The 12,694-nt window shown below is 63.0% G+C and carries 13 protein-coding genes; 6 read left to right on the plus strand and 7 right to left on the minus strand.

Annotated elements, in window-relative coordinates:
- Positions 1 to 245: 245 nt before the first annotated feature.
- Positions 246 to 509: a DUF6124 family protein gene (locus tag AD670_RS18685; protein WP_053135574.1), complete on the plus strand. Its 264-nt coding sequence runs from the start codon at positions 246 to 248 to the stop codon at positions 507 to 509.
- Positions 510 to 629: 120 nt separating this feature from the next.
- Here the strand turns inward: AD670_RS18685 and nagE are convergent, their stop codons facing one another.
- The 7 genes from nagE to AD670_RS18720 all read right to left on the minus strand — a co-directional run bounded on the left by nagE (position 630) and on the right by AD670_RS18720 (position 9,132).
- Complete coding sequence (nagE, locus tag AD670_RS18690) at positions 630 to 2,336, minus strand: N-acetylglucosamine-specific PTS transporter subunit IIBC (protein WP_053135576.1); 1,707 nt, start codon at positions 2,334 to 2,336, stop codon at positions 630 to 632.
- Positions 2,337 to 2,362: 26 nt separating this feature from the next.
- Positions 2,363 to 4,873 carry a phosphoenolpyruvate--protein phosphotransferase gene (ptsP, locus tag AD670_RS18695; protein ID WP_053135579.1) on the minus strand — a complete coding sequence of 837 codons (2,511 nt, stop codon included), beginning with the start codon at positions 4,871 to 4,873 and terminating at the stop codon, positions 2,363 to 2,365.
- A 28-nt stretch (positions 4,874 to 4,901) separates the two neighbouring features.
- The gene (locus AD670_RS18700; protein ID WP_053135582.1) at positions 4,902 to 5,912 is read right to left on the minus strand and encodes an SIS domain-containing protein; all 1,011 of its coding nucleotides are present in this window, start codon (positions 5,910 to 5,912) and stop codon (positions 4,902 to 4,904) included.
- Complete coding sequence (gene nagA, locus AD670_RS18705) at positions 5,905 to 7,011, minus strand: N-acetylglucosamine-6-phosphate deacetylase (protein ID WP_053135584.1); 1,107 nt, start codon at positions 7,009 to 7,011, stop codon at positions 5,905 to 5,907. The genes AD670_RS18700 and nagA overlap by 8 nt, the downstream gene beginning before the upstream one ends.
- Positions 7,012 to 7,021: 10 nt before the next feature.
- Positions 7,022 to 7,780, minus strand: a complete 759-nt coding sequence (locus AD670_RS18710; protein ID WP_053135586.1) for a GntR family transcriptional regulator — start codon at positions 7,778 to 7,780, stop codon at positions 7,022 to 7,024.
- A 262-nt stretch (positions 7,781 to 8,042) separates the two neighbouring features.
- Positions 8,043 to 8,546 carry a murein L,D-transpeptidase family protein gene (locus AD670_RS18715; protein ID WP_053135588.1) on the minus strand — a complete coding sequence of 168 codons (504 nt, stop codon included), beginning with the start codon at positions 8,544 to 8,546 and terminating at the stop codon, positions 8,043 to 8,045.
- A 37-nt stretch (positions 8,547 to 8,583) separates the two neighbouring features.
- On the minus strand, positions 8,584 to 9,132 hold the full coding sequence (locus AD670_RS18720; protein ID WP_053135592.1) for an NUDIX hydrolase: 549 nt from the start codon (positions 9,130 to 9,132) through the stop codon (positions 8,584 to 8,586).
- Between the two features lie 146 nt (positions 9,133 to 9,278).
- On the opposite strand from AD670_RS18720, the gene AD670_RS18725 reads away from it, so the two are divergent.
- The 5 genes from AD670_RS18725 to purT all read left to right on the plus strand — a co-directional run bounded on the left by AD670_RS18725 (position 9,279) and on the right by purT (position 12,536).
- Complete coding sequence (locus AD670_RS18725) at positions 9,279 to 9,881, plus strand: CoA pyrophosphatase (RefSeq protein WP_033898592.1); 603 nt, start codon at positions 9,279 to 9,281, stop codon at positions 9,879 to 9,881.
- Positions 9,882 to 9,916: 35 nt separating this feature from the next.
- Positions 9,917 to 10,441, plus strand: coding sequence for a gamma carbonic anhydrase family protein (locus AD670_RS18730; RefSeq protein ID WP_053135595.1), 525 nt, complete (start codon positions 9,917 to 9,919; stop codon positions 10,439 to 10,441).
- A complete protein-coding gene (locus tag AD670_RS18735; protein ID WP_027605451.1) occupies positions 10,438 to 10,653 on the plus strand; it encodes a DUF1289 domain-containing protein in 216 nt (71 codons plus the stop codon). The genes AD670_RS18730 and AD670_RS18735 overlap by 4 nt, the downstream gene beginning before the upstream one ends.
- Before the next feature lie 164 nt (positions 10,654 to 10,817).
- Positions 10,818 to 11,285, plus strand: coding sequence for a VUT family protein (locus tag AD670_RS18740; protein ID WP_053135599.1), 468 nt, complete (start codon positions 10,818 to 10,820; stop codon positions 11,283 to 11,285).
- A gap of 69 nt (positions 11,286 to 11,354) precedes the next feature.
- Entirely contained in the window at positions 11,355 to 12,536 is a 1,182-nt protein-coding gene (gene purT, locus AD670_RS18745; RefSeq protein ID WP_017139720.1) for a formate-dependent phosphoribosylglycinamide formyltransferase, read from the plus strand.
- Positions 12,537 to 12,694: the final 158 nt, after the last annotated feature.

Here is a 12,694-nt window from a genome sequence, read left to right on the forward strand (position 1 = left end):
TAATCTTCGCCGGTCGTTGTCCATTCAGCGACCGGGACTGCAAGCCCGCCGAAAGTATGTTGGAGCTCATAAGCGCCGCTATAATCGTGGCGCTTTTCATGGTCATCGCTTTTATGGTGGCTGTGTGCGGGAGACCTTTGGGTCTACCCGGGATGCTCCTTCCTTGGTCTTGCAGGCCCGCACACAGCTGCCACCCATCATCTGCAAGTGATGTTGGTAGTTCCCATTATTTGAGGAGCATTACCATGATCAAAGACAGTCCAAATCCCCCATCCGACACTCGAACCACCGACCACCTCTTCAGCGTACTTCCCCATCTGAACAGCGAAACCTTGCTCGCCAATGCATCCCAGGACCTGGCATCCGTGCAGGCGCTGGCGGGGACTCTGGCGTTTGACGTCGACGGCCCGCAGCGTGACGCGGTGCTGGGGATTTATCGGATGGTAGAGGGTATCCAGTTGATGGTGGACCGGGTGCTGGATTTATCTGAGGTGCCTGCGCAGCCGTAATTCGGCGCCTATCAAGCCCATTCGCGGGCAAGCCCACTCGCACATTTGAGCGCATTGCCAAGTCGGGCACCGATCAACAAGTGGGCTTGCCCGCGATTGGCCGCGAAGGTCACCGCAGCTCTATACCCTGGCGCCGACGTCACGGCTACTGACCAACCGTTCCATTGCCTGCCCCAACCCCGAAGCCTGGCCACCCACCAACAGGTGCCAAACACCGCTATCCAGCTGGCTCACACCCTGGCATCCCAGCGCCGTCAACTGAGCTTCGGACACCAGCGAATCATCGCCCAACTCCACCCGCAGCCGCGTCATCGCCACCGCTTCCAGCTGCCGCACATTTCCCCGACCGCCCAGCGCGCTCAGCCATTGCTCGGCTTCCTGCACATTCACGGCGGCCAACTTATCCCCAGGTGCCACCGCCACTGGTGGGCTGGCCACAAACGATGGCATCGCCAACCGGATCTCATCGGCAATGCTGTCCGCCAGCGGCCCGACCACCACCTGCAAACTTCCCCCATTGCCCGGCCGCACCACTGCCATTGCACCCAGGGCTTTCAACTCGGCATCCACCGCTTTGTTGCGGTCGACCATGTCCAAGCGCAGGCGCGTGGTACAGGCCCCCACACTGAGCAAATTGGCCGCACCGCCCAAGGCCCGGATGTAAGCCGTGGCGCGCTGGTTATCGGTCATTACTTCAGCCTGTGCCACCTGGATATCCTCACGCCCCGGCGTTTTCAGGTTGAAGCGACGGATGCAGTAACTGAAGACGCTGTAGTAGATCGCGGCATACGCCAGGCCCACCGGGATCACCAGCCAGCCGTTGGTGGACTTGCCCCAGCCCAGCACCATGTCGATAAACCCACCGGAGAACGTGAAGCCCAGGTGGATATTCAACATATTGGTCAGCGCCATGGACAGGCCGGTCAGCAACGCGTGGATCAGGTACAGGAACGGCGCCAGGAACATGAAGGCGAATTCAATCGGCTCGGTTACCCCAGTGAGGAACGAAGTCAGGGCCATCGACAGGAAAATCCCGCCCATCACCTTGCGCCGCTCCGGCAGGGCATTGCGGTACATCGCCAGGCAGGCGGCGGGCAGGCCGAAGAGCATCACCGGGAACATGCCGGTCATGAATTGGCCGCCTTTGGGGTCACCGGCAAAATAGCGGGTCAGGTCGCCGGTCACCACTGCACCCGTCACCGGGTCGGTGAAGGTGCCGAACACGAACCAGGCCATGTTGTTGAGGATGTGATGCAGGCCGGTGACGATCAGCAGGCGGTTGAATACACCGAAGACAAAGGCGCCGAAGCTGCCACTTTCCATCAGCAACACACCGAAGTTGTTGATGCCGTGTTGGATCGGCGGCCAGATCAGGCCAAAGATCACCCCCAGCGCCACCGCCGAGAATCCGGTGACAATCGGCACAAACCGCCGCCCGCCGAAGAACGCCAGGTACTCCGGCAGCTTGATGTCCTTGAAGCGGTTATACAGCGCACCAGCCATCAGGCCGCTGGCGATACCGGCGAGCATGCCCATGTTGATGCTGCTGTCCATCACCTTGAGGGTGGAGACCATCACCAGGTAGCCAATCGCCCCGGCCAGCCCGGCCGTGCCGTTGTTGTCGCGGGCGAAGCCCACGGCGATGCCGATGGCGAAGATCAGTGCCAGGTTGGCGAAGATCGCCTGGCCGGCATCGTGCATCACCGCGATGTTCAACAGGTCGGTGTCACCCAATCGCAGCAGCAGGCCGGCAATCGGCAAGATGGCGATGGGCAGCATCAGCGCGCGGCCCAGGCGTTGCAGCCCTTCGATAAAAAGTTGGTACATGGCGGGTCTCCTTTTTCTTGTTGTTGTCAGCTCAGCGGCCAGTGGTGTTGACAGGCTTGGCGAACCGCTTTGGCGCTGCTCAGGTCGAGCAGCCCTTGGCTCAGTTGCCGGCATTGCGCCGCGTCCAGGTGACGGACGCGGTCCTTGATTTCTCCGATTTGCGGCGGGCTCACCGACAGTTCGCTGACCCCCAGGCCGACCAGCACCGGCGTGGCCAGCGGGTCGGACGCCAGGGCGCCGCACACGCCGACCCAACGTCCGTATTTCGCCGCGCCGGCACAGGTCTGGGCGATCAGCCGTAACAGCGCCGGGTGCAGCGCATCGACACGCGCGGCGAGGCCCGCGTGGTCGCGGTCCATGGCAAGGGTGTACTGGGACAGGTCATTGGTGCCGATGGACAGGAAGTCCGCATGCCGGGCCAATTGCTCGGCCATCAGCGCTGCGGCGGGGACTTCGATCATCACCCCCAGCTCGGGGCGTTGGGTCAGTTCCAACTCTGCACACAACTCATCCAGGCGCTGGCGAATCTGCAGCAGTTCGTCGACTTCGCTGACCATCGGCAGCAGGATGCGGCAGCGCGCCAACGGGCTGACTTGCAGCAGCGCGCGCAGTTGCTGGTCGAGCAATTCCGGGCGTACCTGGGCCATGCGGATACCGCGCAGGCCCAGTACCGGGTTGGCTTCGACGGGCAGCGGCAGGTAGTCGAGTTGTTTGTCGCCACCGACATCGATGGTGCGGATGATCACCGATTTATCACCCATGGCATCCAGCACGGCTTGATAGGCCTGGCGTTGTTCCTGCTCATCCGGCGCGGTGCGGCGGTCGACGAACAGGAACTCGGTGCGCAGCAGGCCGACGCCGTCGGCGCCGTTCTCGAACGCCACCTGGGCCTCGGCACTGGAGGCGACATTGGCGGCCACTTCGACGCTCACGCCGTCTGTGGTGCGCGCCTGTTCTTGGGCTTGCGCCTGTTGTTGCTGACGGCGCAGTGCCTGCGCGTCGCGAAGCTGATGCACTTGGGCATGGCGCGCCTCGCTGGGGGCCAGTTCGAGGCGACCGTTGCCAGCGTCGAGCACCACGCGTTGGCCTTGCGGCACATTGAGCACCTCGGCCCCCAGGGCGACCACACAGGGCAGGCCTTTGCCCCGCGCCAGGATGGCGACGTGGGACGTGGCGCCGCCTTCGGCCATGCAGATCCCGGCAGCCTGTTGCGCGCTCAGTTGCAGCAAGTCCGATGGCGTCAGTTCGTGGGCGCTGACAATTGCCCCAGCAGGCAATTCAAAGTGCCAGGCTTCGCCCAGCAGCGCGCGCAGTACCCGTTGTTGCAGGTCGCGCAGGTCATTGGCGCGCTCGGCGAACAGCGGTTTGCCCAAGGCCAGCAACACCGCGCACTGCGCCTGGATCGCATCCCGCCAGGCGTGGGTAGCGGCGCTGCCGTGCTCGATGGCGGCGGTGGCGGCGTCCAGCAGTGTCGGATCTTCCAGCAGCGCAAGGTGGGTGGCGAAGATCTCTTCTTCCTCGACGTTCTTGCGTTGGCGGGCATGCCCCAGGGTGCTGCGGATTTCGCTGCGCACCTGCTCCAGGGCGACGTCCAGGCGTTGCAGTTGTTCGTCGGCCACATGCCTGCCGGGGTCTGCCGGCAGTTCGATACCGCTCAGGCGGAACAACGGCCCGCAAACCAGGCCCGGTGCCGCACACACGCCTTGCAACACACCGGCTTCGGTAGCCCCACGGCGCGCAGTCGCCACCACCGGCGTATGGGTTTCTTCGTTGAAGGGCACCGACAGCGCGGCCACCAAGGCCTGCAACGCGGCCTCGCAATCGTTGCCACGACAGCTGACGTGAACTTCATCCCCTTCGCCAATCCCCAGTCCCATCAGGCCAATCAGGCTATCGCACGCGGCTGACTGACCGGCGAAATGCAACTGTGCCTGGCTGCTGAAACCTTGGGCGGTCTTGCGCACCAACGCGGCGGGGCGCGCATGTAAACCGCCACGGTGGGTAATGCGCACACGGGCGCGGGCTTCGCTGACGGAGTGATCCACAGCCGTCTGCAGCGGCGCCGTCGAGCGAGCCACAATGTGCAGCAACGGTTCGCCGACGTTGATGCGGGTGGCCGCCACCGAACGCAGCTCAAAACGCTCGCCGTTGGTCAGGATGATCAGGCTGACCAGGCTCTTGCACTGGCGCGCAATGCGATCCAGATCAAACTGCACCAGCGCCTGGCCCTGGCTCACCCGTGCGCCTTGCTTCACCAGCAGCGCAAAGCCTTGGCCGTTCAATTCCACGGTGTCGATGCCCACATGCATCAAGACCTCGGCACCGTTCCCGGCACGAATCGTCAGCGCATGCCCGGTGCGGGCCACATGAATGATCTCCCCGTCACAGGGCGCGTACAGGCAATCGTTGAGTGGGTCGATGGCGATACCGTCGCCCATGGCGCCGCTGGCGAACACGTCATCGGGGACGTCGCCCAGGGCCAGCAACGGCCCGCTGAGAGGCGCGTTGAGGGTCAATTCATTATTGTTGTAGGACATGGCACGGTACTCATCAGGAAAGCGCGACTCAGTGAGTGCGGGTAACTTTGCTCAGGTGGCGCGGCTGGTCCGGGTCCATACCCCGAGCGACCGCCAGGCCGGCCGCCATGACGTAGAAACTCATGATCGCCAGGATCGGATCCAGGCTCGGGTGTTCGGCGCGGCTCAGGGTCAGGTCGCGTTCGGCGATATCGTCCGGCGCGGCCAGCAGCACGCGGGCACCGCGTTGGCGCATATCGGCGGCCAGGCTCAACAGGCCGGCTTGTTCGGCACCGCGCGGGGCGAACACCAGCAGTGGGTAGTTTTCATTGATCAAGGCCATCGGCCCGTGACGGACCTCGGCACTGCTGAAGGCTTCGGCCTGGATCGCCGAGGTTTCCTTGAGCTTGAGCGCGGCTTCCTGGGCGATGGCAAACCCGGCGCCACGGCCGATCACCATCAGTTGCTGGCAACCGCGCAGGGTATCGATGGCGCTGCTCCAGTCTTGCCCGGCGGCTTCGCGCAGGCCTTCGGGCAGGGCTTGGCAGGCGAGCAGCAAGTCGGCCTCCTGGTTCCAGTGGCCGATCAACTGCGCGCTGGCGCTGAGGGTGGCGATAAAGCTCTTGGTCGCAGCCACGCTGAGTTCCGGCCCGGCGCACAGGGGCACATGGAATTCGCAGGCGGCTTCCAGCGGAGAGTCTTCGGCGTTGACCAGCGAAATGCTCAAGGCCCCCCGCTTGCGCAGCAGGCGCAGGCTGTTGACCAGGTCCGGGCTCTGCCCCGACTGGGAGAAACCGAACGCCACCTGACCGCTGACTTTCATCGGCGCTTGCAACAAGGTCACCACCGACATTGGCAACGACGCCACCGGGATGCCCACATGCTGCATGGCCAGGTAGGCGAAGTAGCTGGCGGCGTGGTCCGAGCTGCCCCGCGCAATGGTCATCGCCACTTGCGGCGGCTGGCGGCGCAGGCGGCCGGCGACTTCTTCCAGCAACGGTTCCAGGCGTTGCAGTTGCGCCGCGACGGCGTCACAGGAGGCCAAGGCCTCTTCAAGCATTTTTGAAGACAATGGTTTCTCCTTCGACCATGACGTCGGTGAGGTGCAGGGAGCGGTCCAGGCGCACGCAGTCGGCGAAGCTGCCGGGTTGCAGGCGGCCGCGTTGTTCCAGGCCCAGGTAGTCCGCCGGAAATTGCGACAGGCGTTGTGAGGCTTCGATGATGGGCAGGCCGATTTTCACCAGGTTGCGCAGTGCCTGATCCATGGTCAGGGTGCTGCCGGCCAGGGTGCCGTCGGCCAGGCGCACGCCGCCCAGGCATTTGGTCACGGTGTGGCTGCCCAGCTTGTATTCGCCGTCGGGCATGCCGGCGGCGGCGGTGGAGTCGGTGACGCAGTACAGGCACGGGATCGCGCGCAGGGCCACGCGCATGGCGCCGGGGTGCACGTGGAGCAAATCCGGGATCAGCTCGGCGTACTTGGCGTGGGCCAGTGCCGCGCCGACGATGCCGGGTTCGCGGTGATGCAACGGGCTCATGGCGTTGTACAAATGAGTGAAACTGGTGGCGCCGGCGGCGAGGGCGGCGACGCCTTCTTCATAGCTGCCCAGGGTGTGGCCGATCTGCATGCGCACGCCGCGCTCGCTGAGGGCGCGGATCAGGGCGTCGTGGCCGGCGATTTCCGGGGCGATGGTGATCACCCGGATCGGCGCCAGGCGCAGGTAGGCTTCGACTTCGGCCATCAAGGCGGTGTGGGCGAAGTTGGGCTGCGCACCGAGTTTTCCCGGATTGATGTAGGGGCCTTCCAGATGCACGCCGAGTACCCGGGCGCTGCCCGTAGGACGCTGCTCGCAGAAGCGCCCGAGTTGGCCGAGCACGCTGGTAATTTCCTCCACCGGCGCGGTCATGGTGGTGGCCAACAGCGACGTCGTACCAAAACGCACATGGGTGCGGGTGATGGTCTCGAAAGCGTCGGCGCCTTCCATGATGTCTTTACCGCCGCCGCCGTGGACGTGCAGGTCGATAAAGCCCGGCAGCAGGTACGGCAGGTCGTTTTCAGCCGGGTCGCAAGGCTCGCCTTCAATGGCGATGACCTTGCCGTGCTGGTGCACCAGGCGGCCGCGAATCCAGCCGTGGGGCGTGAGGATATTGTCTTCGGACATGGGCAGTTCTCTAAGGCCGCAACTCGGCGGCAAAGTCATAACGGCGAAGCTCTGCGACAAAGTCGTAGTAGTCGTTGCGGCAGTAGGTGTCGGTGATTTCGATCGGCGTGTTGTCGGCGGTGTAGCCGACCCGCGTCATCAGCAGCATGGCGGTGCCGGGGGCGATGCCCACCAGCTTGGCGAACTCGTCGGAGGCGTTGATCGCCTGGATGTGTTGCAGCGCACGGACGATGGGTTTGCCGATGCCTTCCAGGTATTCGTACAGCGAATTGCCGATGGCTTGCGGCTGCGGCAGTACCGAGGCAGGCATGGCGGTCATCTCGATGGCCATCACGGTGTCGTCGGCCTTACGCAGGCGTTTGAGGCGCGCCACCTTGTCGGTCGGCGACAGGCCCAGGCGGATCAGTTCTTCGTGGGTCGGCGGCGTGATCTCACGCTCCAGCCATTGGGAGCTGGGCACAAAGCCCTTGAGGCGCAACATCTCGCTGAACCCCGACAAGCGCGACAGCGGCTGCTCCAGGCGTGGCGTGATAAAGGTGCCGGAGCCCTGGCTGCGGCGGATCAGGCCTTGGGCGAACAACACTTCCAGCGCTTTTCGGGCCGTCACCCGCGAAATGCTCAGCTGTTCGCTGAGGGCGCGCTCCGAGGGCAGGGCCTGTTCGGATTTCCACTGGCCGGCATGGATCGCCGCTTCCAGGTTGCGGGCCAGTTGCAGGTACAGCGGCGTGGATTGTTTGTCGTCGGGACGCAGCGTCAGGATGGGGTTCATCTATGAGGTTTCCGATGCGGTTATTGGAGTGTTGTCGCCCGGTATTGGTCGGAAGCTAATACCACTTAAATACCATGTCAATGCTGCCAAAACGGTGCAAGTACCGGTTTCAGGGCACCTTAACGGTGCCTGGTATCAAGTGGTATTAGAGAGGTCTTTATTGCGCGCAGAGGTGCGCAGCCCGCGCGGTGAATTGGTATTCACCGGCAGGTGCTGCCGAGGGCAGGAATCTTTTTTGATTTATTTTACGAACGGTCCAGCGTCAGGGCCGAATCTCGATCAGCGTGCCGTCCTTGACCAGGTTCCAGACTTCGCGCATGTCGACGTTGCGCATGCCGATGCAGCCGTCGGTCCAGTCCAGGGTGTGGAACCACTGCTCCGGGTAGTCTTCGGTGTCGGGGGTGCCGTGGATCATGATCATGCTGCCGGGCTTCACGCCTTCGCGGCGGGCGCGGGCGGCGTCGCTGATATTCGGGTAGGAAATGTGCATGGACAGGTTGAAACGGTCGCTGGTCTTGCGCCAGTCGATCCAGTACAGGCCTTCCGGGGTGCGGCGGTCGCCCTCGATCAGCTTGTGGCCCTTGGGGTTTTTGCCCAGGGAAATCCGGTAGGTCTTGAGGGGCTTGCCGTCGTTGATCAACTGCAATTGGTGGGCGGACTTGAGCACCAGGACTTTTTCGACCGTCTTGCCGCCCAGGGTTTCCACGGTAGAGGCTGGCGACAGCGTGGCGAACGACAGGCAAATCAGAGCAAGCAACCAACGCATTAAAACGGTATCCCTATGGCGACGAGCTGCCGAATGGTTATTGGGCGGGCTTTGAAAGAGGTGGCACGGCTTCGCTGCGCACCGGGAACGACTGCTGGCGGCGGTCAGCGAAAAAGTATTCTAGGGTACGCCCGACCGTGCGGAAAGCCAGCTCGGACCAAGGGATGTCGGCCTCGTCGAACAGCTGTACTTCAAGGCTTTCGGGGCCTGCGGCGAAGTCCAGGTCGACCAGTTCGGCCCGGTAGAAGATATGCACCTGGCTGATGTGCGGCACATCGATCAGGGTATAGAGGCTCAGGTTGCGTACGCGGGCGCAGGCTTCTTCCTGGGTTTCGCGCACGGCGGCTTGTTCGACAGTCTCGCCGTTCTCCATGAAACCGGCGGGCAGGGTCCAGTAACCCAGGCGCGGCTCGATGGCGCGGCGGCACAGCAGCACCTTATCGCCCCATACCGGCACGGTACCGGCGACGATATTGGGGTTCTGATAGTGAATGGTCGAACAGTGATCACACACAAAACGCAGGCGGGCGTCGCCTTCGGGAATGCGTTGGGTAACCGGTTTACCGCACTGGCTGCAGAAATTCATGCTGGGGTTCCTGGAAAGTGCGTCTATCTTGGCTTGGCCGGGAGGGGCCTGCAAGTTGTCGTTTAGCGACACCGCCCAGGTTTTGGGGTTGGGCGCCCGGCAGCTTTGGTGCATGATGCAAGGTAGCCAACAGACCGAGATGACTCATGCTGGACGAGCTACTTCGCCGGGTAAGCAATCACACTCCCCACACGCTGGAAACCGACGGGCGTTTCCCCGAGGCTGCGGTGCTGGTGCCGATTACCCGCAGTGACGAACCTGAGCTGATCCTGACCCTGCGCGCCAGCGGCCTGTCGACCCATGGCGGCGAAGTGGCCTTTCCCGGCGGGCGCCGCGACCCCGAAGACCCGGACCTGATCTTCACCGCCCTGCGCGAAGCCGAAGAAGAAATCGGCCTGCCCCCCGGCCTGGTCGAGGTTATCGGTCCGCTGAGCCCGCTGATCTCCCTGCACGGTATCCGGGTCACACCCTATGTGGGGGTGATCCCCGATTACGTCGAATACCTGGCCAACGATGCCGAGATTGCTGCCGTCTTCAGCGTGCCCTTGGATTTTTTCCGACAGGACCCGCGCGAACATACCCACCGCATCGATTACCAGGGCCGCAGTTGGTACGTGCCCAGTTATCGTTTCGGCGAATACAAGATCTGGGGCCTGACGGCAATCATGATCGTCGAGCTGATCAATTTGCTCTATGACGATGCCCAGATCAGCCTGCACCAGCCGCCCAAGAGCTTCATCAATATCTAAGCCGTCGTTTGAACGGTCAGCCGTGAGGGAAAACCATGAAATACCGCCTGGGCGACGCCCGCGTCGAAACACATCCACACAGCTGGGTCGCGCCGAATGCCACGCTGGTGGGCAAGGTCAAGCTGGAGGAGGGCGCCAACGTCTGGTTCAACGCGGTGTTGCGTGGCGACAACGAACTGATCCTGATCGGCAAGAACAGCAACGTCCAGGACGGCAGCGTCATGCACACCGACATGGGCTATCCGCTGACCCTCGGCACCGGCGTGACCATCGGCCATAACGCCATGCTGCACGGTTGCACAGTCGACGATTACAGCCTGATCGGTATCAACGCGGTGATCCTCAACGGCGCCAGGATCGGCAAGCACTGCATCATCGGCGCCAACTCGCTGATTGGCGAAGGCAAGGAGATTCCCGATGGTTCGCTGGTGATGGGCTCGCCGGGCAAAGTGGTGCGTGAATTGACTGACGCACAGAAACGCATGCTCGAAGCCAGCGCCGCGCACTATGTGCATAACGCCCAGCGTTACGCGCGGGATCTGGTAGAGCAGGAAGAATGAGTGCAGTTGAACGCCCCGTCGCCTCGCCGTGCGTGAGCATTTGCGCGCTGGATGATGACGATATTTGCACCGGTTGCCAGCGCACCGTGGATGAAATCACACGTTGGAGCCGCATGGACAACGCCGAACGCCGGGTGGTGTTGGGGTTGTGTCATGAGCGGGCGGTGGCGGGGGGGTTGGTGTTTATGGCTTCTGGTAAATCCGGCGCCTGATGGATCGCCATCGGGAGCAAGCCCCCTCCCACACTTAACCGCGTTTGATCTGTAAGCATGCGGTCAAGATGTGGGAGGGGGCTTGCCCCCGATAAGGCCCTCCCAGACGACATATTTCAAAATGTGAAGTACCCTGTGCCCCTTGTTCACAGGTCCCTCGCCCCATGCTCTTCCTGATCGCCTACATCAGCAGCGTCGTGCTGATCAACTTCGCCTTCTCCACCGCCCCGCACCTGGATGTCATCTGGTCGGCCTGGGGTGGCCTGGTGTTTATCCTGCGCGACATGGTGCAAACCCGCTTCGGCCACGGTGCGATCATCGCCATGCTGGCGGCGCTGGTGTTGTCGTATATCACTTCGGACCCGTCCATCGCCCTGGCCAGCGCCACGGCATTCGCGGTGTCCGAGTGCATCGACTGGCTGGTGTTCAGCATCACCAAGCGCCCGCTCCACGATCGCCTGTGGATAAGTTCGGCGCTGAGCATTCCCCTCGACACGTTTATCTTCTTCGGCCTGATCGGCGCACTCACCCCTGCCGTGGTGGGCACGGCCTTGGCGTCGAAATTCGCCGGGGTCACGGTGGTGTGGCTGATCATGGCCTGGCGCATCCGCAAGCGGGCCGTCGCCAACTGAGGCCAATTTTTACAGTTCATGTAAAATGCCGGCCTTTCTCCCCATGATCCGCTCCCCTGAGGACCTGAGATGACCCGAATCGGAACTCCATTGTCGCCAACCGCGACCCGCGTTTTGCTGTGTGGCTGCGGTGAGCTGGGCAAGGAAGTGGTGATCGAACTGCAACGCCTGGGCGTTGAAGTGATTGCCGTGGATCGCTACGCCAATGCGCCGGCCATGCAGGTTGCGCACCGCAGCCATGTGATCAACATGCTCGACGGCGCTGCCCTGCGTGCGGTGATCGAGGCGGAAAAACCGCATTTCATCGTGCCGGAAATCGAAGCCATCGCCACCGCGACCCTGGTGGAGCTGGAGGCCGAAGGCTTCACGGTGATCCCGACCGCCCGTGCCACGTCGCTGACCATGAACCGCGAAGGTATCCGTCGCCTGGCCGCTGAAGAGCTGGACCTGCCGACCTCGCCGTACCACTTCGCCGACACCTTCGAAGACTACAGCAAGGCCGTCCAGGACCTGGGCTTCCCCTGCGTGGTCAAGCCGGTGATGAGCTCGTCGGGCAAGGGCCAGAGCCTGCTGCGCAGTGCTGATGATGTGCAGAAAGCTTGGGACTACGCCCAGGAAGGCGGGCGTGCCGGTAAAGGTCGGGTGATCATCGAAGGCTTTATCGATTTCGACTATGAAATCACCCTGCTGACTGTGCGTCACATCGGCGGTACCACCTTCTGCGCGCCGGTCGGCCACCGTCAGGAGAAGGGCGACTACCAGGAATCCTGGCAGCCACAAGCGATGAGCCCGATTGCCCTGGCCGAGTCCGAGCGTGTGGCCAAGGCAGTGACCGAGGCGTTGGGCGGTCGTGGCCTGTTTGGCGTGGAGCTGTTCATCAAAGGCGATCAGGTGTGGTTCAGCGAGGTGTCGCCGCGCCCCCATGACACCGGTCTGGTGACCCTGATTTCCCAGGACCTGTCGCAGTTTGCCCTGCATGCGCGCGCCATCCTGGGCCTGCCAATCCCGTTGATCCGTCAGTTCGGGCCTTCGGCTTCGGCGGTGATTCTGGTGGAAGGGCAGTCGACCCAGACCGCGTTCGCCAACCTCGGCGCCGCCTTGAGCGAGCCGGACACGGCGTTGCGTCTGTTTGGTAAGCCAGAAGTGAATGGCCAGCGCCGCATGGGCGTGGCGTTGGCGCGGGATGAGTCGATTGAAGCGGCTCGGGCCAAGGCGACCCGTGCTTCGAAAGCGGTTGTTGTAGAGCTCTAAAAGCATCGTGCCGGTCAGTTAAGCGTACATCGCCTCCTGTAGGAGCGAGCTTGCTCGCGAAAAACGTCAACGATAACGCGTGCTTCCTGAATGAACGCGGCGTCTGTGAGTTTTTCGCGAGCAAGCTCGCTCCTACAAAAAGCCTTAACTGACTGGCA

This window comes from Pseudomonas sp. MIACH (assembly GCF_001269925.1).
GTDB lineage: Bacteria > Pseudomonadota > Gammaproteobacteria > Pseudomonadales > Pseudomonadaceae > Aquipseudomonas.

What these genes read in the sequence shown, in the direction of transcription:
- AD670_RS18685 (WP_053135574.1), top strand. Translation starts at nt 246, where the DNA reads ATGATCAAAGACAGTCCAAATCCCCCATCCGACACTCGAACCACCGAC.
- nagE (WP_053135576.1), bottom strand. Translation starts at nt 2,336, where the DNA reads ATGTACCAACTTTTTATCGAAGGGCTGCAACGCCTGGGCCGCGCGCTG.
- ptsP (WP_053135579.1), bottom strand. Translation starts at nt 4,873, where the DNA reads ATGTCCTACAACAATAATGAATTGACCCTCAACGCGCCTCTCAGCGGG.
- AD670_RS18700 (WP_053135582.1), bottom strand. Translation starts at nt 5,912, where the DNA reads ATGCTTGAAGAGGCCTTGGCCTCCTGTGACGCCGTCGCGGCGCAACTG.
- nagA (WP_053135584.1), bottom strand. Translation starts at nt 7,011, where the DNA reads ATGTCCGAAGACAATATCCTCACGCCCCACGGCTGGATTCGCGGCCGC.
- AD670_RS18710 (WP_053135586.1), bottom strand. Translation starts at nt 7,780, where the DNA reads ATGAACCCCATCCTGACGCTGCGTCCCGACGACAAACAATCCACGCCG.
- AD670_RS18715 (WP_053135588.1), bottom strand. Translation starts at nt 8,546, where the DNA reads ATGCGTTGGTTGCTTGCTCTGATTTGCCTGTCGTTCGCCACGCTGTCG.
- AD670_RS18720 (WP_053135592.1), bottom strand. Translation starts at nt 9,132, where the DNA reads ATGAATTTCTGCAGCCAGTGCGGTAAACCGGTTACCCAACGCATTCCC.
- AD670_RS18725 (WP_033898592.1), top strand. Translation starts at nt 9,279, where the DNA reads ATGCTGGACGAGCTACTTCGCCGGGTAAGCAATCACACTCCCCACACG.
- AD670_RS18730 (WP_053135595.1), top strand. Translation starts at nt 9,917, where the DNA reads ATGAAATACCGCCTGGGCGACGCCCGCGTCGAAACACATCCACACAGC.
- AD670_RS18735 (WP_027605451.1), top strand. Translation starts at nt 10,438, where the DNA reads ATGAGTGCAGTTGAACGCCCCGTCGCCTCGCCGTGCGTGAGCATTTGC.
- AD670_RS18740 (WP_053135599.1), top strand. Translation starts at nt 10,818, where the DNA reads ATGCTCTTCCTGATCGCCTACATCAGCAGCGTCGTGCTGATCAACTTC.
- purT (WP_017139720.1), top strand. Translation starts at nt 11,355, where the DNA reads ATGACCCGAATCGGAACTCCATTGTCGCCAACCGCGACCCGCGTTTTG.